The organism is Nocardia sp. NPDC004711 (genome assembly GCF_053601595.1).
Map to the genome: position 1 here is coordinate 179,221 of NZ_JBSGCB010000014.1, position 18,740 is coordinate 197,960.

19 protein-coding genes and 1 pseudogene are annotated in these 18,740 nt (G+C 68.1%); 12 read left to right on the plus strand and 8 right to left on the minus strand.

The window, feature by feature from the left end:
* Nucleotides 1-7: 7 nt before the first annotated feature.
* Nucleotides 8-721 (plus strand): TVP38/TMEM64 family protein, encoded by a 714-nt coding sequence (locus tag ACWEKS_RS16710; protein ID WP_452340914.1) that lies wholly within the window; start codon nt 8-10, stop codon nt 719-721.
* Here ACWEKS_RS16710 and ACWEKS_RS16715 read toward each other — a convergent pair.
* The 4 genes from ACWEKS_RS16715 to ACWEKS_RS16730 form a co-directional block, all read right to left on the minus strand.
* On the minus strand, nt 700-1,884 hold the full coding sequence (locus ACWEKS_RS16715; RefSeq protein ID WP_452340915.1) for a hypothetical protein: 1,185 nt from the start codon (nt 1,882-1,884) through the stop codon (nt 700-702). The two genes, ACWEKS_RS16710 and ACWEKS_RS16715, sit on opposite strands and share 22 nt — an antisense overlap.
* Before the next feature lie 691 nt (nt 1,885-2,575).
* Nucleotides 2,576-3,022, minus strand: coding sequence for a hypothetical protein (locus tag ACWEKS_RS16720; RefSeq protein WP_452340916.1), 447 nt, complete (start codon nt 3,020-3,022; stop codon nt 2,576-2,578).
* A 2-nt stretch (nt 3,023-3,024) separates the two neighbouring features.
* Complete coding sequence (locus ACWEKS_RS16725; RefSeq protein ID WP_452340917.1) at nt 3,025-3,492, minus strand: hypothetical protein; 468 nt, start codon at nt 3,490-3,492, stop codon at nt 3,025-3,027.
* Between the two features lie 210 nt (nt 3,493-3,702).
* The gene (locus ACWEKS_RS16730) at nt 3,703-5,043 is read right to left on the minus strand and encodes a lipase family protein (protein ID WP_452340918.1); all 1,341 of its coding nucleotides are present in this window, start codon (nt 5,041-5,043) and stop codon (nt 3,703-3,705) included.
* A 331-nt stretch (nt 5,044-5,374) separates the two neighbouring features.
* Here ACWEKS_RS16730 and ACWEKS_RS16735 point away from each other — a divergent pair, with 331 nt between their 5' ends.
* Nucleotides 5,375-5,914 carry an ATP-binding cassette domain-containing protein gene (locus tag ACWEKS_RS16735; RefSeq protein WP_452340919.1) on the plus strand — a complete coding sequence of 180 codons (540 nt, stop codon included), beginning with the start codon at nt 5,375-5,377 and terminating at the stop codon, nt 5,912-5,914.
* Between the two features lie 78 nt (nt 5,915-5,992).
* On the opposite strand, the gene ACWEKS_RS16740 is transcribed toward ACWEKS_RS16735, so the two are convergent.
* Complete coding sequence (locus ACWEKS_RS16740; RefSeq protein ID WP_040863871.1) at nt 5,993-6,328, minus strand: transglycosylase family protein; 336 nt, start codon at nt 6,326-6,328, stop codon at nt 5,993-5,995.
* Nucleotides 6,329-6,762: 434 nt separating this feature from the next.
* On the opposite strand from ACWEKS_RS16740, the gene ACWEKS_RS16745 reads away from it, so the two are divergent.
* From ACWEKS_RS16745 to ACWEKS_RS16770, 6 genes are all read left to right on the plus strand, one after another.
* The gene (locus ACWEKS_RS16745) at nt 6,763-7,500 is read left to right on the plus strand and encodes an IclR family transcriptional regulator (RefSeq protein WP_452340920.1); all 738 of its coding nucleotides are present in this window, start codon (nt 6,763-6,765) and stop codon (nt 7,498-7,500) included.
* Between the two features lie 172 nt (nt 7,501-7,672).
* Nucleotides 7,673-8,752 (plus strand): ABC transporter substrate-binding protein, encoded by a 1,080-nt coding sequence (locus ACWEKS_RS16750; RefSeq protein ID WP_452340921.1) that lies wholly within the window; start codon nt 7,673-7,675, stop codon nt 8,750-8,752.
* Nucleotides 8,749-9,585 carry an ABC transporter ATP-binding protein gene (locus ACWEKS_RS16755; protein ID WP_452340922.1) on the plus strand — a complete coding sequence of 279 codons (837 nt, stop codon included), beginning with the start codon at nt 8,749-8,751 and terminating at the stop codon, nt 9,583-9,585. Before ACWEKS_RS16750 ends, ACWEKS_RS16755 begins: the two co-directional genes overlap by 4 nt.
* Nucleotides 9,578-10,450 carry an ABC transporter permease gene (locus tag ACWEKS_RS16760; protein ID WP_452340923.1) on the plus strand — a complete coding sequence of 291 codons (873 nt, stop codon included), beginning with the start codon at nt 9,578-9,580 and terminating at the stop codon, nt 10,448-10,450. The genes ACWEKS_RS16755 and ACWEKS_RS16760 overlap by 8 nt, the downstream gene beginning before the upstream one ends.
* 24 nt (nt 10,451-10,474) lie before the next feature.
* Nucleotides 10,475-11,821, plus strand: coding sequence for an LLM class flavin-dependent oxidoreductase (locus tag ACWEKS_RS16765; protein ID WP_452340924.1), 1,347 nt, complete (start codon nt 10,475-10,477; stop codon nt 11,819-11,821).
* Between the two features lie 18 nt (nt 11,822-11,839).
* Entirely contained in the window at nt 11,840-12,778 is a 939-nt protein-coding gene (locus ACWEKS_RS16770; RefSeq protein WP_452340925.1) for a TauD/TfdA dioxygenase family protein, read from the plus strand.
* Nucleotides 12,779-12,878: 100 nt separating this feature from the next.
* Here ACWEKS_RS16770 and ACWEKS_RS16775 read toward each other — a convergent pair whose 3' ends face one another.
* On the minus strand, nt 12,879-14,129 hold the full coding sequence (locus ACWEKS_RS16775; protein WP_452340926.1) for an SPFH domain-containing protein: 1,251 nt from the start codon (nt 14,127-14,129) through the stop codon (nt 12,879-12,881).
* Nucleotides 14,129-14,560 carry an NfeD family protein gene (locus ACWEKS_RS16780; protein ID WP_357007533.1) on the minus strand — a complete coding sequence of 144 codons (432 nt, stop codon included), beginning with the start codon at nt 14,558-14,560 and terminating at the stop codon, nt 14,129-14,131. The genes ACWEKS_RS16775 and ACWEKS_RS16780 overlap by 1 nt, the downstream gene beginning before the upstream one ends.
* 128 nt (nt 14,561-14,688) lie before the next feature.
* Here ACWEKS_RS16780 and ACWEKS_RS16785 point away from each other — a divergent pair, with 128 nt between their 5' ends.
* The 4 genes from ACWEKS_RS16785 (at nt 14,689) to ACWEKS_RS16800 (ending at nt 17,268) form a co-directional block, all read left to right on the plus strand.
* Complete coding sequence (locus tag ACWEKS_RS16785; RefSeq protein WP_452340927.1) at nt 14,689-15,513, plus strand: DUF3097 domain-containing protein; 825 nt, start codon at nt 14,689-14,691, stop codon at nt 15,511-15,513.
* 22 nt (nt 15,514-15,535) lie between these two features.
* Nucleotides 15,536-16,345 (plus strand): hypothetical protein, encoded by an 810-nt coding sequence (locus tag ACWEKS_RS16790; RefSeq protein WP_452340928.1) that lies wholly within the window; start codon nt 15,536-15,538, stop codon nt 16,343-16,345.
* Nucleotides 16,346-16,396: 51 nt separating this feature from the next.
* Nucleotides 16,397-16,789: a VOC family protein gene (locus ACWEKS_RS16795; protein ID WP_452340929.1), complete on the plus strand. Its 393-nt coding sequence runs from the start codon at nt 16,397-16,399 to the stop codon at nt 16,787-16,789.
* A 155-nt stretch (nt 16,790-16,944) separates the two neighbouring features.
* Nucleotides 16,945-17,268 carry a hypothetical protein gene (locus ACWEKS_RS16800; RefSeq protein WP_452340930.1) on the plus strand — a complete coding sequence of 108 codons (324 nt, stop codon included), beginning with the start codon at nt 16,945-16,947 and terminating at the stop codon, nt 17,266-17,268.
* A gap of 21 nt (nt 17,269-17,289) precedes the next feature.
* Here ACWEKS_RS16800 and ACWEKS_RS16805 read toward each other — a convergent pair.
* Nucleotides 17,290-18,260, minus strand: a pseudogene (locus ACWEKS_RS16805) (IS110 family transposase); the annotation flags it as partial.
* Between the last annotated feature and the right edge of the window lie 480 nt (nt 18,261-18,740).

An 18,740-nucleotide genomic window follows, 5' to 3' on the forward strand; every position in this document is an offset into this window, starting at 1 on the left:
TGGCGCGGTGCCAACAACCGTGCGTGTGCCGCTCGAGCGGGTATCCGGGCTGCTCAGCCGTCTCCGTCAACCGCGAAATCTGGCCTTGCTGATCGGCTGCGGGCTACTTTTCGCGCTGGCCGCCTTCGCACCGCACCCGGCACCCCAGCAGATCCGGCAGTGGGCTGGCTCGGTCGGGCCGCTGCTGCCGCTGGTGTTCTTCGCGGTGCACACGCTGGTCTGTGTCGCGCCCTTCCCGCGCACCATCTTCACCCTCAGCGCGGGCATGCTGTTCGGCTCGATGGAGGGACTCACACTGGCCCTCACCGCCACGACACTCAGTGCGGTGCTGGCGCTGTGGCTGGTGCGCGCCCTCGATCACGAGCGGGTCCGCGCGCGGCTCACCCATCCGACCGTGCAGGCGGTCGACACCCGGTTGGCGCGGCGGGGCTGGCTGGCGATCGGATCGCTGCGCTTGATCGCGTTCGCGCCGTTCTCGATCGTGAACTATTGCGCGGCACTGTCTTCGATCCGGTTCACCCCGTACCTGATCGCCACCTTCATCGGCATCATCCCGGGCACCGTGGGCACGGTACTGCTGGGCGACGCCCTCACCAATCGCACCTCCCCCGCCCAATTGATCGTCACGGCAGCCTGTTTGGCGGTCGGCGTGATCGGGCTGGTCGTGGACGCGAGGATGGCCGTCGCGGAACCGGAGGCTCAGCCGGAGCCGGTCGCCTGATCGGGTGGCGGCAGCGGCCACTGGTCGAAGCCGGGGAGCGAATCCAGGGGCGGTGCGGGTTCGATCAGCTCGTTCAGTTGCGCGAGCAGGTCATCCTGGTGTGCCTCGGCGTAATTCAGCGTGCTGTCGAGTTCGTGCGCCCGGACCAGCCAGCCGCTGGCCTGACGAACCACCTCGGCCGGTGGTGCCGCGCCGTCGGAGTCGAGGAGGAATGCGGCGAGCGCCGGATCGACCGCCGCGGCCGACCCCAGATGTTGCAGGCACCGGCCGGTGCCGAGATCGTCGGCGAGAGCGCGCCATTCGCTCAGGGCGGTCTGCCATCGCGCCAGCGCGTGCCGCGGTTCGCCCACCGACCAGTCGAGAACACCCGCGATCTCGTGCACGTGGGCCAGCCCGCCGGGGTCGCGCCCGCCCGCGGCCATGGATTCGGCCAGTTCCAGGCGGTCGCGTGCGGCGGTGTGCCGCCCCTGCACGAGGTGCGCGATCGCCATGTTCACCAGGGCGCACACCTCACCGGCGACGTCTTCGCGCGGTAGCAGCCACCAGGTCTGTTCCAGGAGGTTGACCGCCTTGCTCAGATTCGCGTCCGTGGTGTCCATGACGCCCAGGGCCTGTCGGTGCAGGGCGCGAGCGCGCAGGCTGCGGGACACCGTCCACGGGCTGTAGCGCGCCGGCCGCCGCTCCGGCACCGTCGCGCGGATATCGGCCAGGGCATGCAGCGGGCCGTATCGGGTCGCGGACGTGATCGTCACCATCGCTGCCGCCGGGCCCGGCTCGTGCGGGCCGCCGCCCGCGCCCTGGCTGTCCTCCGGGCGGCCGCTGCGCGCGAACCAGATGTCCAGCGCGTCGGCGATCGCGGCCAGATCCGGTACCACCGCGCGAACCCGGTTCAGCAGTGTGTTGTTCGCCTGTCCCGCTTCCGGTTCGGCCCGTCGCGCACAGTTGCGCAGGAGGAGACAGAGCCGGGGCTCCTCGTTCTCGAACCAGCGGCGCGCGACCGCGGCGTGTGCCGGACGATCGAGCGCCCGCGCCCACCGCGTGGCTTCCTCGGCGTGCCTGCGGAGCAGCGCCGCGAGCGCGGCCCGCCACTCGGGCGTCTCTGTGATGGCGGGATCCTCACCGGCGGGCGGGACCTCGGCCAGCCGGTAGCGGCCCGGCGGCATCGGCTCCACCGCGCCCGCGTGGTCAGGCTCGCCAATAGTCGCGGTGCGGAGGGTGTTTCGGTCTCCGCCGTGGTGGCGGGGAGCCGGGCCGCGGCGCTCGCCCCGAGCACCTCGAGGAGCACTCCGGTCTCATAGGTTCGAATGGGCAGCTCGCGGAGTACGGTCGCGGCCCAATTCCCGGTCAACTCCGGGTTCGTCTCCGGCTCGTGCTCCGGCCCCCAGGGCGCTCCGGGCTCGGGTAACTCCACGGGTCGCGGACCCGTGAGTCCCGCGCGATCCTGCACCAATCGATAACCGCGCCGGACGGATTCGGTCAGGAAGTAGGCGAGCACGACCCACCCGACGGCGGACTCGGTCCACCGCACGGCGGGGTTCGCCTTGAACGCGTCGGTCATCACATTGACGATCAGGGTGGCGATACCGATACCCACCAGTGCCGGGGCGCCCAGCAGCCACTGCCACACCGCGGATTTCGGCGTGGCCATGAGGCTGCGGCTCTCCCGGGCCAGCTCGGTGGACTCGGGTCCACCGGGCGCGGATTCGGTTTCGCTCATATCCGCGCTCCCCCGGCCAGGCCCGGTACCAGCCAGCGTCGCCAGCACACCAGCAGCAGCACCAGCGGGACGACCGCGGAGACCAGCGCCCCGGTCGCGAGTTGGGCGGAGCTCTCGTCGAATTGGCGGGTGTAGCCTCACAGCAGCAGCGACCACGGGCTGCCGCCGGTACCGTTGACCAGCAGTCCGATGAAGAAGTCGTTCCACACCTGGATGAACTCCAGCACCGCCACCGCGACAACCGCCGGCACCACGGCACCCAGCCGGGCGACGATGGTGCGCAGCGATGCCAATCCGTACAGCGCGTCGGCGGCCGGGGTGTAGGCCGGTGCGAGGAGGGCTCCGCGCAGGACGAGAATCGAGATCGGCAGTCCGGCGGCGGCATGGGTGAAGATCAAGGGGACCAGGGTGCCGAACCAGCCGGAGGACCCGATCACCCGCTGCAGTGCGCCCAGATACATCTGGGCGGGCAGCACGGTCAGAATCACCAGGCAGGGCACCGCGATTCGGACGCGTGCGGCGGCCAGCCAGTGGGCGACCGGCAGTGCGAAGGCCACGACCATCGCGGTCGCGAGGACCGCCACGGTCAGGGTGGTGCGCAGTGCGTCGCGCAGGGCCGGATCGATCGTGACAGCTGGTACGCCAACGACTTCCGGCCCGACGGTCCCGTGCAGCGCGACGTAGACCAGCGATTGCCGGACACCGTCTCGACATGCACCAGTTCCCACCAGCCGTGGGCATAACGCGGCGCCTTCCGTTCATCGCCCCACAATGATTCGTCGAGCGGGCGCAGCCGGCCGTCCTGCGCCAGCCGGGTTATCTGCCCGAGCTGCGGCAACACCACGATGTCCGGCGTGTACCGGCCGGCCGAGAACACCGTCCCCACATCGTCACCCAGGGTGAATACCTGAGTGCTGTGCGAAAACTGGCGGGAATCCCGCAGATCGGCGAGCACGTCCTCGAATGCCCGCAACTCCGCGCCGCCCCAGGGCACCGCGAGTTTCACCGTGTCGGAATTCGGGCCGGACACGAAGGGGGTGCACGCCGCAGCCATCGGAAGCAGTGCACCTGCACGCAAAATGGTTCTGCGGGTCGCCATTTCGTCCCCCAACCGATGCGACTTTGCCCCGGTTCCGGCCTCGGTGCGGGACACGTTACTCCTGTGGATGGTCCGGCACGATCGCTATTCACGAGCCGGCCGCACCCCCACGCCACCGCCGTCAGGACGAAATCGACAGCAGCGCAGTGGTTTTCGTGGCGGGAGTCAGTCGAGGGTGCAGCCCGGGATCGGCACGTCGTTGAGGCGATCGACCAGATAGCCGATCGCATTGTCGGTGCCGAAGCCGTCGATCAACTCGGGGCCGAAATGGTTCGGGAGGGTGGCCCCGGGCAGGATCGGGGGCAACTCGTCGGTCCGGAAGCTGACGGTGGCGCCCCTGCCGCACCACTCGGTGGCGAGTTGCCGGGCCTGACCGTAGGGGACGGTGTCGTCGTTGCGACCGCTGGTGATCAGGACCGGACTTGCCGGAGTGAGGTTTCCGATGTGCTGCTGCCGCAGGATGTCCTCGGCCTCGGGGACCTCCTGGAGGTGATCGATCATCGGCCGATGATCGACGGTGAACTCGGTGCTGCGCAGGAACGGATGCTTCAGGATCACGTCGCCGATGCACTCGTTGCCCAGGTCGCTCAGCAGCGCCTTGCCCTCCGGCGTGGTGCGTTCGTCCAGAATCGGCTGCAGATCGGGGTAGCGCGCGACGAAACCGTTGAGCGCGAACCCGATCACGCCGCTGATCAGACTGCCGTCGGCCTGCTTCAGCACCTCGGTCAGATCTGCGACCGGCGCGCCCGCCCACGTTCCCTTCAGGTTCAGTTCGGGGGCGTAGCCGGGTTGCATCTCGACCGCCGCGGCCGTGGCGCCGCCACCCTGGGAGTACCCCCACAGCGCCAGCGGTGTGTCATCGCCGGAACCGGCCAGGTTGTTGGCCGCGCGCGCGGCGTCGAGGACGGCATGGGCCTCCTCGACGCGGTTGACATAGGTATGGGTCCCCGGTGTGCCCATGCCGATGTAATCCGCCACGAAGACGCGGGCGCCCAGCGAATTCCACGCCAGCGCCGAGATCGCCTCCTGGTTCGCGGAGAAGGTCGGCGGCGTGATGCTCGCGTACATCCCGGTCGAGAAGGCCAGCGACACCGCGCATTGATCGCCCTGACCGGTGGTGCCCGGCGCGATGACGATGGTGGGCCGCGGCCCGGACCCGTGCCAGGGCTGGGTGGAATCGAGGAAGACACCGGTCGCCGCGACGGGCGTGCCGTCCTGCATCTGGGTCGTGTACATGACCTGTTTGGCAGGCAACGGCCAGACCCCGTTGTCCGCCGGCTGCGCCAGTAAGGCCGAGATATCGGTGGTCTTGATGATCGCTCCGCGCGTCGGATCGAATTGCGCAGGAGGAACATAGAAGTCGTTGACCGGATCGGCGGAGGCCGACCCCGGAACCGCGGCGGCACCGGCGGCCGTCACGCACAGCGCCGCCGCGATGGCGAGGGCGTGATCGACCTTCCGGGACGTCTGTCGCTTCCGAGGATTCGGACGGCGTTGTCCAGACATTTTCTGCTTTCTCTGCGGACTCGCGAGTAACACCGTTACTCGAGTAACGCGGTTACTCTAGCCACAGACGAAGACCGTGGGAAGAGGGTTGACTCCGGTCCGACCCACATCGTGGCGCAGCTGGGCGTACCGGTGACCGACGTCCGAAAACAGCTGAGCGAGTACGGGTACCTCGATGCAGGCCCCGAGGCCGGGCCGCTTCCCTGGGCGGGCAGCTGGGCACGGACGGACCTGAAGCCTTGCTGCAACCGCTCGGCGGTTTCCTCGAACCCAGCGACGGCACACTGCTGGTCGGTCACGATCCCATCGCCGGGCCCGGTCCCGAACGCGGGTGTGCCTTCCAGGCCCCACCCTCTACCCGTGGCCGACCGCCCGCGGCAGCGTCGAGTTCGGTCCGAAATGCGGAGGTGTGGATCGGAAAACGCGGCTCGCCGAGGCACAGCGCATGCTCGAGCTCGTCGGGCTCGGCAATACCGGCGGCAGGCCGCCCTACGAGCTGTCCGGCGGCATGCAGCAGCGGCCTCGGATCGCGCGGGTGCTGGTCAACGATCCGCGCGTCATCCTCGTGAACGAACCGTTCGGGGCGCTGGATCAGCTCACCCGGGAGCGGCTGCAGGTGGAGCCGCTGCGGCTGTGGCGCGAATCGGGCAAAACCATTGCGTTCGTGACCCATTCGGTGGCGGAGGCAGTATTCCTGCCCACCGGGGTCCTGGTCATGAGCACGCGTCCGGGACGGACCATCGTGGACCGGGAGATCGCATTACCGGGCGATGTCGAGGCGGGCGTCCGGGACATCACCGGCACCGCGACACTCGAATTCCAGGCCCTGAAAACCGAATTGGCGAAGGCGATCTACGCAGCCCGCATTTGATCATGAATACGACAATGGCCCGTGCCGCGACTTTGCGGAACGGGCCATCGGACGTTTCGAACCGACGCGAAACCTGAATTACAGGTAGGCGCCGCACACGGGCCAGGCACCCGCGCCCTGACCGGCGAGCACGTTCTCCGCGACGCGGATCTGCTCCTCACGGCTGGCGTTGGCGGCACTGCCGCCGCCACCGTAGGCGTTCCAGGTGCTCTGGGTGAACTGCAGACCGCCGTAGAACCCGTTGCCGGTGTTGGCGCCCCAGTTGCCGCTACTCTCGCACTGCGCGACAGCGTCCCAGTTGTGCCCGGCGGCCGAGGCGGTCGCGGTGGACAGCGCGAACGGGACGGACACGAGCGCACCGATGGCCGCGGCGGCAGCGAATGTGCGGGTGGTGAGCTTCCGGTTGCGATGCATAAAATGTTTCCTCGCCTGCGCCCGCCGGCCCGCGCTCTCGGCTGCGGGTCCCCGTCCCCAGGGTTATCGGTTGCTCTCGAATCGTGGGACGGAGTTGCCGGTGTTCGTCGATTCGAGCGGGGCCCGGTCGAATCCGAGCCATGAACGACGGTAACGGATCAATCACGTTAGATCACGTAACGATCACGGCCAGTTGACAGATGGATATCTTGGATACTCAATCCGTTTTCGCAGTTCGCATCGGAAGTTCGCCGAATGACATTTCTGGAATTCGTAAACAATTTTGTGACGCAGGTCACGAGAAAATAGTGATCCCGATCTCGTAATACAAACCAGAAACAAAACGATCCCCACCCAAAATCGCCCTCCGACCGGCTCGGATCGCGATGCGCACAACCATTGCCCCAGTTCAGCGCCCTGACCATAGTGCCTCCATGGCCGATGAACCCCGTTCCGGAGCCCGCGCTGTCGACCGCGCGATCCAGGTGCTGAATTGCTTCCACGGCGACGATCCGGAGCTGTCGCTGAGCGAACTCGCCCAGCGGGCCCGGCTGCCCGTCAGCACCGCACACCGTCTCGCCCAGGCCCTGGTGCGCGGCGGCCTGCTCGAGCAGGGACCGGCCGGTGATCGCTACCGCGTCGGGCACGGGCTCGCGACCCTGGCCCGGCCCGCACTCGCCCGGCTGGGCCTGGAGTCCGCCGCGCCCCATCTGTACGCGCTGGCCGCGGGCATCCGGATCACGGTCAGCGTGAGCGTGATGGACGACAGTGACGCGCTCACCGTCTTCCAGGCCCGCCCGCCGATCCACTTCTGCCACCACCAGGTGCCACGGTCCCGGCAGTCCCTGCACGCCAGCGCGGCGGGCCACGCACTGCTGGCCTACTCCCCCGCCCGCGCCGCCGCCGACGTCGACCTGGACCGGGTCCGCCGCACCGGCTTCGCCTCCGAGCTGATCGAGACCGACGACCCCATCCGCGCCCTGGCGGTGCCCATCGTCGGGCCCGGCCGGCAGGTGCACGGGGCGCTGGCGGTGCAGGCCCGCTCGGCCCGCCTGGACAGCGAGCTGATCCGGGCCGTCGTGCCCGCCATGCGGATCGCCGCGGGCCGGATCGCACCGCTGTTCCAGACCACCGACGGCGCGGTGCGCGCCGCCGAGTTTCGCTCACGCTGATTTCCACATGGTGAAAAGCCGGTTGCCGCACCCCAGCGCCCATCGCAGCATGTGACCACCGCCGAATCATCGCCAGTTCCCCTGTCCGGCAAAGGAATCCCCATGACGCTCTGTTGTCGCCCAGCCCTCGAATCCCACCGAGCGACAGTCGTATTCACCGAAAGACTCCCCCATGGCATTCCCTCCCCGCCGGACCCGGGTGCGCCGCGCCCTCGCCGCCGCGTTCGCCGTATCCAGCGCTCTCGTCCTGCTCACCGGCTGCGCGAAAAACGACGCGGGCACGACCGCCGACGGTAGGACCGTCCTCCGCTATCAGGGCTCGACCGGTCAGGTCTCCGCCTTCGAACTGGCCGCCGACCTCGGCTACTTCAGCAAGATCGACCTCCACTGGGAGGGCGACACCACCAGCGGCCCGGCCAATATCCAGGCCGCTGCCACCAAGCAGGTCGAATTCGGCAGCGCCTTCAACGGCGCCGTCATCAAGCTGGTCGCGGGCGGCGCTCCCGTCACCGCTGTCCTCAGCTCCTACGGGGCCGACGAACTCAACTTCACCGGCTACTTCGTCCGCGACAATTCCGGCATCACCTCCGCGCGCGACCTCATCGGCAAGAAGGTCGGCGTCAACACCCTGGGTGCGCACCACGAGTTCATCACCCGGCAGTGGCTGCACGACCAGGGGCTCAGCGATCAGGAGATCAAGCAGGTCCAGCTGGTCGTGTTGCCGCCCGCCAGTACCGAGGACGCGCTGCGCAATGGCCAGATCGATGTGGCCGCGCTCGGCGGCGTCTTCCGTGACACCGCCGTCGGGCGGGGCGGAGTGCATCCGCTCTACACCGACAAGGACCTGTTCGGGCAGTTCGATTACGGCACTTACGTCTTCCGCAACGACTACCTGAAGTCGCATGCCGCGGCCGTCGCCGATTTCGTGCAGGGCACCGCGCGGGCCACCCGCTGGCTGCAGGTCACGCCGCGCGACGAGGTGGTGGCGCGGTTCGCCGACATCATCCACAAGCGCGGGCGCAACGAGAACACCGGACTGCTGCAGTACTACAGGAGCTCGGGCATCCCCGTCCCCGGCGGCGTGATCGCCGAACGCGAACTGCAGATCTGGATCGACTGGCTGGTCCGCAATGGGGAACTGCCCGCGGGCAAGCTCGCGGCCAAGGACCTCTACACCAACAAGGACAATCCCTACGCCAACGGCACCTACCCGGCCACCAGCGGTCCCAGCGGTGAGGCGGTGGCGAAATGAGTTCCGCGACCGTCAAACTCGCGCTCACCGGGGTCAGCAAGGACTTCGCCGTGCGCGGGGAGCAGCAGAGTTTCACCGCGCTCGCCGATATCAGCGTCGATGTGCGGGACGGCGAGTTCCTGGTCCTGGTCGGGCCCAGCGGCTCGGGCAAGTCCACCCTGCTGGATCTGCTCGGCGGGCTCGGCAAACCCACCTCCGGACAGATCCTGCTGGACGGGGCGCCGGTGACGGGACCCGGTCTGGACCGCGGGATCGTCTTCCAGCAGTACGCGCTGCTGCCCTGGCGCACCGCCCGGGCGAATATCGAATTCGGGCTGGAGGCCAAGGGCATTCGCCGCCGCGAACGCCGCGAGATCGCCGAGCACTATCTCGAACTGGTCGGCCTGGCCGGATTCGGGAACCGCTATCCGCACGAATTGTCCGGCGGCATGAAACAGCGGGTCGCCATCGCCCGCAGCCTGGCCTTCGACCCGGAGGTGCTGCTGATGGACGAGCCCTTCGCCGCCCTCGACGCCCAGACCCGGGAGTCGTTGCAGGACGAACTGTTACGGATCTGGCGGGCCACCGGGAAGACGGTGCTGTTCATCACCCACGGCATCGACGAGGCGGTGTACCTGGGGCAGCGCGTGGCGGTGCTGACCTCGCGGCCCGGCCGGATCAAGGCGGTCGTGGACATCGACCTCGACCGTGCCGGGGATCCGGATATCCGTTCCAGCGAACGATTCCGCGAACTACGCCATCACGTCTGGTCCCTGCTGCACGACGAGGTCGCGCGGGCACAGGACCTCGAGCAGGCCGCGCTCACCGCCGACAAGAGGAGCTCCCATGTCTAGCGCACTGCAACTCGTCGAAGCATCCATCGATCTCCGTCCGGAGCCGGCCCGCACCGGCGACGCCACCCATACGGGAACCCGGCATGCTCCGGCCGTGCTGCCGGCCATCGCCAGAATCGCATGGCGAATCGGCAAGCCCGCCATCGTGATCGCGGCCTTCCTCGCCCTGTGGGAAGCCGCGCCACGGCTGGGGCTGGTCGACGAGGTGTTCCTACCGCCGTTCTCGACGGTGGTGCAGGCCGGGCTGGAGCTCATCCGCAACGGCCAACTGTGGGAACACATCTCGGCCAGCGTGACCCGGTCGCTCATCGGCTTCTCCATCGCCCTGGTCGCCGCCATTCCGGTGGGTGTGGCCATTGCCTGGTACCGGCCGGTGGCGGAATTCCTGAGCCCGGTGCTGGAACTGTTCCGCAATACCGCCGCCCTGGCGCTGCTGCCGGTGTTCATCCTGATCCTCGGCATCGGCGAGACCTCCAAGATCGCGCTGGTGGTGTACGCCGGGTTCTTCCCGATTCTGCTCAACACCATCAGCGGGGTGCGGACGGTCGATCCGCTGCTCGTGAAATCGGCTGTCTCGCTAGGGTTCTCACCGCTCCGCCTGTTCCAGAAGGTGATCCTGCCCGCCGCCGTGCCGTCGATCTTCACCGGCATCCGCATGGCCGCCTCCGGATCGATCCTGGTGCTCATCGCCGCCGAGATGTTCGGGGCGCGCTCCGGGCTCGGCTACCTGATCACCGCCGCCCAGCAGAACTTCCAGATTCCGGACATGTACGCCGGAATCGTGGCCATCGCCCTGGTCGGACTCACCTACAACGGCGTGCTCGTGGCCATCGAGCAACGGCTGTCCCGCTGGCGCGCCCACTGAAATCCGTCGAAGGAACCCTCTTCCATGTCCAACGCACGCAAGACCTTCCACCTGAACGCCTTCCTCATGGGCGTCGGCCACCACGAGGCCGCCTGGCGGCATCCGCGCACCGAGGAGCATCGGGTCCTGGAGGTGAAGCACTTCCAGGAACTGGGCCGCATCGCCGAACGCGGCAAGCTCGACTCGGTGTTCTTCGCCGACGGGCTGGCCGTCGGACCCCGGATCAAGCGCAACGCGCTCTCCGTCTTCGAGCCGATCACCCTGCTCGCCGCCATCGCCGCCGTCACCGAGCACGTCGGATTGATCGCGACCGCCTCCACCACCTACAACGAACCCTTCAACCTGGCACGGAAATTCGCGTCCCTCGACCACATCAGCGGTGGCCGGGCCGGCTGGAACATCGTCACCTCGGGTAGCGAGGACGAGGCGTTCAACTTCGGCTACGACGCCATTCCCGAGCACGCCCGCCGCTACGAGCGCGCCGACGAATTCGTCGACCTGGCGGTACGGCTCTGGGACAGCTGGGAATCCGATGCCATCGTGCTCGACCCCGAAACCGGCATCTTCGCCGACCCCGACAAGGTTCACACTCTCGACTACCGCGGCGAACGCTTCCAGGTCCGCGGTCCGCTGAATTCGCCTCGCAGCCCCCAGGGCCGCCCGTTGCTGGTGCAGGCCGGATCCTCCGAGAGCGGAAAGGAATTCGCCGCCCGCCACGCCGAAGCCGTGTTCACCGCACAGCGCACCATCGAGGAGGGGCAGAAGTTCTACCGCGACCTGAAGTCCCGGCTGCCCAAATACGGCCGCGCCGCCGACGACCTCAAGGTTCTGCCGGGCCTGGTCCCCTTCATCGCCGACAGCGAGGCCGAGGCCCGCGCACTCGAACAGGAATTCACCGACCTCATCTCCCCCGACTACGCGCTGCGGCAACTCTCCAGCCTGCTCGGCGTCGACCTCACCGAGCACGCCCTCGACGCACCGCTGCCGCCCTTGCCGCAGGAAGGCGACATCCAAGGCGGCAAGAGCAGATTCACCCTCGTCAAGGAGCTCGCGGAGAAGGAGGACCTGACCGTCCGCCAGCTCATCGGCAAACTCGGCGGCGGCCGCGGCCACCGCACCTTCGCCGGCACGCCCGAACAGATCGCCGACGAACTCCAGTCCTGGTTCGACCAGGGCGCGGCCGACGGCTTCAATATCATGCCGCCCTACCTGCCCGGCGGGCTCGAGGACTTCGTCGACCGCGTGGTCCCGATCCTGCAGGAGCGCGGCCTGTTCCGCACCGACTACACCGCACCGACGCTGCGCGGCCACTACGGACTCGCACCCGTGGAAAGCCAATTCGCCCCCGCCCGTACCCAGGCGACCGCCTGAGATCTGAAAGGAACGCACATGACCACCGCAACCGAGAACCCGGTCGGCACCTTCCGCATCGGACCCGTCGCCGGGCATATCGGCGCCGAGATCAGCGGCATCGACCTGCGCGACGACTTCACCGACGAGCAGATCGCGGTACTCACCGCCGCGCTGCACGAATACAAGGTGCTGTTCTTCCGGGATCAGCACATCGGGCACGCCGAACAGATCGCCTTCTCCCGGCGATTCGGCGCGGTCACGCCCTCGCACCCGTACGACGATGACGCGCCCACCGAGTACCCGGAGATCCTCGCCGTCGACAGCCGCCTGTACGAAAAGCGGTTCGGGAAGAAGAAATTCAGCTACACCAACCACTGGCACACCGACGTCTCGCCGCTCATCAACCCGCCGGCGGCCTCGCTGCTGCGGGCCGAGATCGCGCCCGAGCGCGGCGGAGATACCCAGTGGACCAATCTCGCCGCCGCCTACGCGGGCCTGCCGGATTCGCTCAAGTCCTTCCTCGACGGACTGCGCGCCGAACACCGATTCGGCGGCAAGCTGCCCGCCTGGGACGCGGAGAGCGACTACGCCAAGCGGGTCGCGGCCGCACCGCTGATCACCGAGCACCCGGTGGTGCGGGTGCATCCGGTGACCGGCGAACGCGTGCTCTTCGTGAACCCGGGCTTCACCACCCGCATCGTCGGCCTCAGCCCGCGCCAGAGCGACGCGCTGCTGGAACTGCTCTACGCCGAACTCTCCGATCCGGCGTACACGGTCCGATTCCGTTGGGAGAAGGGCAGTGTCGCGTTCTGGGACAACCGGGCCACCGCGCACCTCGCACCCGGCGACCTCACCCACCTCGACGTGACCCGCGTGCTCTACCGCACGACCCTGGAGGGCGACGTGCCGGTCGGCGTCGACGGCGAGCCCTCACGCTCCATCGCCGGTGCGCACTTCGGCGGCTCGCAGAACTGATCCCGCGGCGCTCGCCACGGAATCAGCGGGGCCCTCTCGACAGTGTCGAGAGGGCCCCGCTCAGTTCCTGATTCGATCCCCGTGTTCGATCCCCGGACCGTCAGCGGCCCAGCGGACGCGGCGGCGGAGGCGGGTTCTGCCAGCGCTGGTCCGGAGGCTCCTGGCGGTACTGCGGCTGCACCGGCTGCTGCGGCGGCGGTTGCGGGGACCGCTGCTCCAGAGTCGGCCGGGTCGAGGTCTGTGGCAAACCGACCGGCTCGACCGGTGTCCGCGCATCCGCCTCGGCCGCCCGGACGGCCCGCTGGGTGGCCGGGTCGGTGGCGGTGTCGAACCAGTCGGCCACCTCGTCGGCGTCGTTCTCGGGCGCTTCCGCGGCCGCACCGTCCTCGGACGGCTCGTACCGGAACACGCCGTCCTCGCTCTGCTTGCCGAAGCCGCGCGCGAAGCCCTCGAGGGCCTTGCCGAAATCGCTGGGCACCAGCCACACCTTGTTGGCGTCGCCCTTGGCCACCTGCGGCAGGGTCTGCATGTACTGGTAGGCCAGCAGCTCGGGGGTCGGCTTGCCGTTCTTGATCGCGGCGAACACCTTCTCGATGGCCTTGGCCTGGCCCTGCGCCTGCAGGTAGGCGGCGGCCCGCTCGCCCTGAGCGCGCAGAATGCGGGACTGCCGCTCGCCCTCGGCCGAGAGGATGGCCGACTGCTTCGAGCCTTCGGCCGAAAGGATCTGCGCCTGCTTCTGGCCCTCGGCCGTCTTGATCGACGCCTCCCGCTGACCTTCCGCGGTGAGGATGATGGCGCGCTTCTCACGGTCGGCCTTCATCTGCTTCTCCATCGATTCCTGAATCGACGGCGGCGGATCGATGGCCTTCAGCTCGACGCGCGACACCCGCAGACCCCAGCGGCCGGTGGCCTCGTCGAGCACCCCGCGCAGCTGAGTGTTGATCTGGTCGCGGGAGGTCAGGGTTTCCTCGAGTGTCATGCCGCCGACCACGTTGCGCAGCGTGGTGATCGTCAACTGTTCCACGGCCGCAATGTAATTGGAGATCTCGTAGACCGCGGCCTGCGGACTGGTGACCTGGAAGTAGACCACCGAGTCGATCTGGACGGTCAGGTTGTCCTGGGTGATGACCGGCTGCGGCGGGAACGACACCACCCGCTCGCGCAGATCCACCTTGGCGCGCACCCGATCGGCGAACGGCACCAGGAAGGTCAGCTGCCCGGAGACCGTCCGCGAATACCGGCCCAGCCGCTCGATCACGGCAGCCTCGGCCTGCGGCACCAGGGCCACCGATTTGAAGACCACCACCACGACCAGGAGGATGAGTACGACGGCGACTATCAGTACAGCCATCACGGCCCTTTCATGACGACGGCGTGAGCGCCGTCGATCCGCATGATGTACACGGTCGAACCGACGGGATAGGACTCCGCGGCGTCATAGGGACGCGCGCTCCACACCTCGCCACCGAGCTTCACGCGACCGCCGTGCTCGTCGACCGTTTCGAGCACCTTCGCGGTCTTGCCGGGCAACGCGTCCACCCCGGTCTGATGTGGCGGCGGAATCGCGTAGCGCCGCAACAGGAATGGGCGGACCAGCACGAGCAGGGCAATCGACGAGACACTGAACACCACCGCGTCGATGAGGACCGACGAGCCGGTTAGCTCGTTGGCGCCCGCAGTGATGAGCGCGGCAACACCCAGCATGATCAGCACGAGACTGCCCGTGAGCATCTCGGCCGCCGCGAGCAGGATCCCCGCGACCAGCCAAACTATTGCGGCCACGTCACCAACAGTAACCGTAATCGCGGGTTACGGCCGGTATTCGTGATCACTCCGCGCTTTCTACCGGACATATCGGAATGGGCGCGGCGCGAGGGGGATTCCCGCTCAGCGCCGGTAACCTCGACGCGGTGAGTGGGCACCAACGGTACGGCGACATCTTCTCCGGGCACGCGCGCAAGCAGAAACGGGAGGTGCCCCGCGTGGTCGCCGAACGCGACCTCGTCGCCGAGGACGCGGCCACCGGATTCTGCGGCGCCGTAGTGGGTTTCGATCGCAGCTACGACGGCGAGTTCGTCAAACTCGAGGATCGCAGTGGGCGGGTCCGGCTGTTCGCACTGCGGGAAGCCGCCTTTCTGATCGACGGGCAGCCGGTGACACTCGTGAAGCCGACCGCCGCCGCGCCCACGCAGCCGACCCGATCCGCCTCTGGATCGACCCGCGTCGAAGGGCTGAAGGCGCGCGTCGCGAAGGCCAGCCGCATCTGGGTGGAGGGTGTGCACGACGCCGCACTGGTCGAGCGGGTGTGGGGACACGACCTACGGGTCGAGGGCGTGGTGGTCGAACAGCTCGAGGGCCTCGACCATCTCGGTGCCAAACTCGCCGAATTCCAGCCCGGACCGACCCGGCGCGTCGGAGTCCTGGTCGACCATTTGGTCGCCGGCTCCAAGGAATCCGGCCTGACCCAGGGCCTGGGCGCGCACGTCCTCGTCACCGGCCACCCCTACATCGACGTGTGGCAGGCCGTCCGCCCGCAGGCCGTCGGCATCCCCGCCTGGCCCGATGTCCCACGCGGCGAGGACTGGAAAACCGGCATCTGCCAGCGGCTACGCTGGGGCACGCCACAGGAGGGGTGGCGGCGCGTCTACAACGCGGTCGACTCCTACCGCGATCTGGAGACCCCGCTCATCGGCGCGGTCGAACGACTGATCGATTTCGTCACCGAGCAGGAGTAGCCCGCCAGTTATCCTCGAATGCATGAGTTCCCCGAGTGCATCGCTGACGGTCTGGGCCGGTGCCTGGCTGGCCGGCCGCAGCGCCCCCGACGACGTGCTGGACGCGCTGCGCGCCTGGGCTCCCCAGCAGACGGTGGCCGCCGGGGATCCCGTGACCGGCGGGCGCACCGGATTGCCGTGGGCGTCCGACGACGAGCCCGCGGCAGTGGCCGGGGCGGGAATCATGGTGCTGCTCAAGGTCATCCGGGAAGCGATCGACGGGCCCGAGGCGCAGCTGCGGCTGGTGCTGCCGATCCCCGGAGACGTGCGCGGACTCCCGGCCGGTACCGAATTCGCCACCGCCGCAACCGAAGCCGAGGAAGGCATTCTGATCGGGACGGCCGGATCCAGCGGCACCGGGCTGGTCCCGGTCTGGACCGACGACGACGCACTGCAATGGCGGGTCTACTCGGCACCGATCCCCTTCGCGCTCGCACCCGAAATACCGCTGGGCGAAGCCGAATACACCATGCGGGAGGCGGTCCGCGACGCCGCCGACGCACTCCAGCAGCTCCAGACCACCCGAATCGGGTCCGGCGGAGTCGGGCCTCGCGAACTCGTCGAAGCCGAACTGGCCGGACATACCAGGCATAAGTACCCCGATTCGATGCCCCTGCGTGCCCGCCGGATCCTCGACACCGCCGACCAGGTGGCCGCGATCCTCACCGTCGCCGAACGCGAACCAGCCTCGGCCCCCACCTCCGCGACCGCCGTGGCCGCCCAGGAGGCTCTACTGCGGCCACTCTGGAACGCGATCCGGGCCGCACGCCTGGCCGCGGTCCACGCCCGCTGACTGTCCGATTTCTTCAAGACCTCTCGTGATGGGGCCGCATACCGTTCGGGTATGGCTATTCGACTGAATGTGATCGGGATCGTGGTGACGGACATGGGTGCGTCGCTGGAGTTCTATCGGCGACTGGGCGTGGAGTTCGCCGACGGCTCCGAGCAGCAGCCGCACGTGGACGCCGACCTGGGCGGCGGTATCAAGCTGATGCTCGACACCGAGGAGACAGTCCGCTCATTCCACCCGGACTGGAAGACAGTTCCCGGGGCCGGGCGAATCGGCCTCGCGTGTGACTGCGGCTCACCCGCCGGGGTGGACCAGAAGTTCGAAGAGCTGGTCGACGCGGGCTACCGAGCAGAGCTCAAACCCTTCGATGCGTTCTGGGGCCAGCGATACGCCACAGTCCTCGACCCCGACGGGAATAGCGTCGACCTCTACGCCACCCTCGCGTAAATCGGCAAGACCCAAGGACGAAGAGACAAAGATCGAAAGACAAAAAGATTCCTGGAGAAGGGAGGGGGTGTCCCTATGTTCGTTGTCAAGACGCGGGGCAGGTGTTCTGTCGGGTGAGATGCTGGGCGAAGTCGGTTGTCGGTAGCGTGATTTGGGTGGGGACGAAGGCTGAACGGCAGGCTGCCCGTCGCGTCGTGGCTGCGTATCACGAGGCGCAGCTCGGTGTGCTGATCGAGCACGTCGGCCAGGCGGTGGACCGGTTCCGGGCCAGCGAGCAGGACGCGTTCGAGGTCGACGCGGTGATTCACCGGTTCCATCGGGCAGCCCGGCAGTTGTGGTTGTTCTGTGCGCAGTCCGGCGCGCAGGTGGAATCCACCGCGCACCTGATTCAGCGCATCGACGAAGACGGCGAGGATATCGATTGGTGGCAGCGCGGCGCACCGGCCAGAGCTCGCGGTGCCGAGGATCCGGACGCCTGATCGGGCCGGTTTTGTGGCAGCTCAGGCGGCGGGGCTGCGATAGGGCTGTTTGGTTCTCAGCGTGGCGTAGAGGACGTCGCAGCGGCGGTGGGCCAGGCAGATCAGGGCGGCGTTTTGCTTTTTGCCCTCGGCTCTCTTGCGGGTGTCGTAGGTGCGACTGGCCGGGTCGTGTAGGGCTGCGAAGGCCGAGAGGAACAGGGCGCGTTTGAGTTTGTGGTTGCCTGAGCGGGCGGGGTGCTCGCCGCGGATCGAGCTGCCGGAGCGGTGGGTGATCGGGGCGATACCCGCGTAGGAGGCCAGGTGGCCGGCGGTGGCGAAGGCGGTGCCGTCGCCGACTTCGAGCAGGATGCGGGCTCCGGTCCTGACTCCGATGCCGGGCATCGAGGTCAGGACCTTGGCAAGAGGGTGGTCATCGAACATCCTCTCGATATCCTCGGCGATCTGTTTGCGTTGCAGCAGAACCGCTTTCAGCGAGTCGGCGAGTCTCGGCAGCACGGTTTCAGCGGCTTTGGTCCCGGGAACGGTCACGGTTTGCGCAGGCAGCGCAGCCAGGATCTCCTCGACCAGACGGGCGCCCATGCGGGGCGCGTGCTTGGTGGCGATCGAGGTGAGCTTGCGTCTGCCCGCCGCGCGGATTCCTTCGGGTCCGCCGCAGCGCGAGAGGATTTCCAGCACCGCCGGGTGCGCGACGCGAGGACCCAGGACCCGCTCGAGAGCGGGATGGACACTGGTCAGCAGGCCGCGGATGCGGTTGCTGGTGCGCGTCGTCTCTTCGGCGAGATCGTCATCGAAACCGACGAGAACGCCGAGCTCGGTGAGGGTTTCATCGCCCAGGTCGACCCGGCGCAGGGTGTGTGGCATGGTGCAGGCCGCGTCGGCGATGATGTGCGCATCGCGGGCATCGGTCTTGGCCTGGCCCGGATAAAGGTCGGCGATGCGGCGAGGTAGGCCACATCGTGGCCGCAGGCGCGAGCGACGGTGACCGGTAGTGACCACGGTCGGAACCTCGGTCGCGGAGGTGGGTCTGATGGAGATAGCTGCGGCAACCGCGGCGGCTCGGACGATCGGGGCGACGGTGGCGGTTGCGGTCGGAGTGGCAGGGCAGGAATATCGTTGCGGGCGTTCGTGATCGGCGAGAGCCGCTGAGCCAGTGAGGGCGGGGTGGTCGCTGGCGATCGCGATAGTGACTGCGTCGGACCCTTGGTCACGGAGGTGGGTCTGGTGGAGATGGCCGCGCCAATCGCGGTGGCGGGAATATCACCGTGGCCGTGAGTGGTTCGGTGACTGGTGGGTAGTTAGCGGCGGGTTTGTCTGTAAAAGGTGATGCGTGTCCTACCTTTTTCCTGGGTCGGTCGGGCCTGTAATGTCGCGGCGGCTCAGGGGAATCGGGTGTGGCTTTGATGCGTGTGCCGCTGGTGGCTCGGACTGCTTGGCCGCTCGGTTCCCCGTGACGACCCTGGCCGCATATTGGG

What these genes read in the sequence shown, in the direction of transcription:
- ACWEKS_RS16715 (WP_452340915.1), bottom strand. Translation starts at nt 1,884, where the DNA reads ATGCCGCCGGGCCGCTACCGGCTGGCCGAGGTCCCGCCCGCCGGTGAG.
- ACWEKS_RS16725 (WP_452340917.1), bottom strand. Translation starts at nt 3,492, where the DNA reads ATGGCTGCGGCGTGCACCCCCTTCGTGTCCGGCCCGAATTCCGACACG.
- ACWEKS_RS16730 (WP_452340918.1), bottom strand. Translation starts at nt 5,043, where the DNA reads ATGTCTGGACAACGCCGTCCGAATCCTCGGAAGCGACAGACGTCCCGG.
- ACWEKS_RS16740 (WP_040863871.1), bottom strand. Translation starts at nt 6,328, where the DNA reads ATGCATCGCAACCGGAAGCTCACCACCCGCACATTCGCTGCCGCCGCG.
- ACWEKS_RS16745 (WP_452340920.1), top strand. Translation starts at nt 6,763, where the DNA reads ATGGCCGATGAACCCCGTTCCGGAGCCCGCGCTGTCGACCGCGCGATC.
- ACWEKS_RS16750 (WP_452340921.1), top strand. Translation starts at nt 7,673, where the DNA reads ATGGCATTCCCTCCCCGCCGGACCCGGGTGCGCCGCGCCCTCGCCGCC.
- ACWEKS_RS16755 (WP_452340922.1), top strand. Translation starts at nt 8,749, where the DNA reads ATGAGTTCCGCGACCGTCAAACTCGCGCTCACCGGGGTCAGCAAGGAC.
- ACWEKS_RS16760 (WP_452340923.1), top strand. Translation starts at nt 9,578, where the DNA reads ATGTCTAGCGCACTGCAACTCGTCGAAGCATCCATCGATCTCCGTCCG.
- ACWEKS_RS16765 (WP_452340924.1), top strand. Translation starts at nt 10,475, where the DNA reads ATGTCCAACGCACGCAAGACCTTCCACCTGAACGCCTTCCTCATGGGC.
- ACWEKS_RS16770 (WP_452340925.1), top strand. Translation starts at nt 11,840, where the DNA reads ATGACCACCGCAACCGAGAACCCGGTCGGCACCTTCCGCATCGGACCC.
- ACWEKS_RS16775 (WP_452340926.1), bottom strand. Translation starts at nt 14,129, where the DNA reads ATGGCTGTACTGATAGTCGCCGTCGTACTCATCCTCCTGGTCGTGGTG.
- ACWEKS_RS16790 (WP_452340928.1), top strand. Translation starts at nt 15,536, where the DNA reads ATGAGTTCCCCGAGTGCATCGCTGACGGTCTGGGCCGGTGCCTGGCTG.
- ACWEKS_RS16795 (WP_452340929.1), top strand. Translation starts at nt 16,397, where the DNA reads ATGGCTATTCGACTGAATGTGATCGGGATCGTGGTGACGGACATGGGT.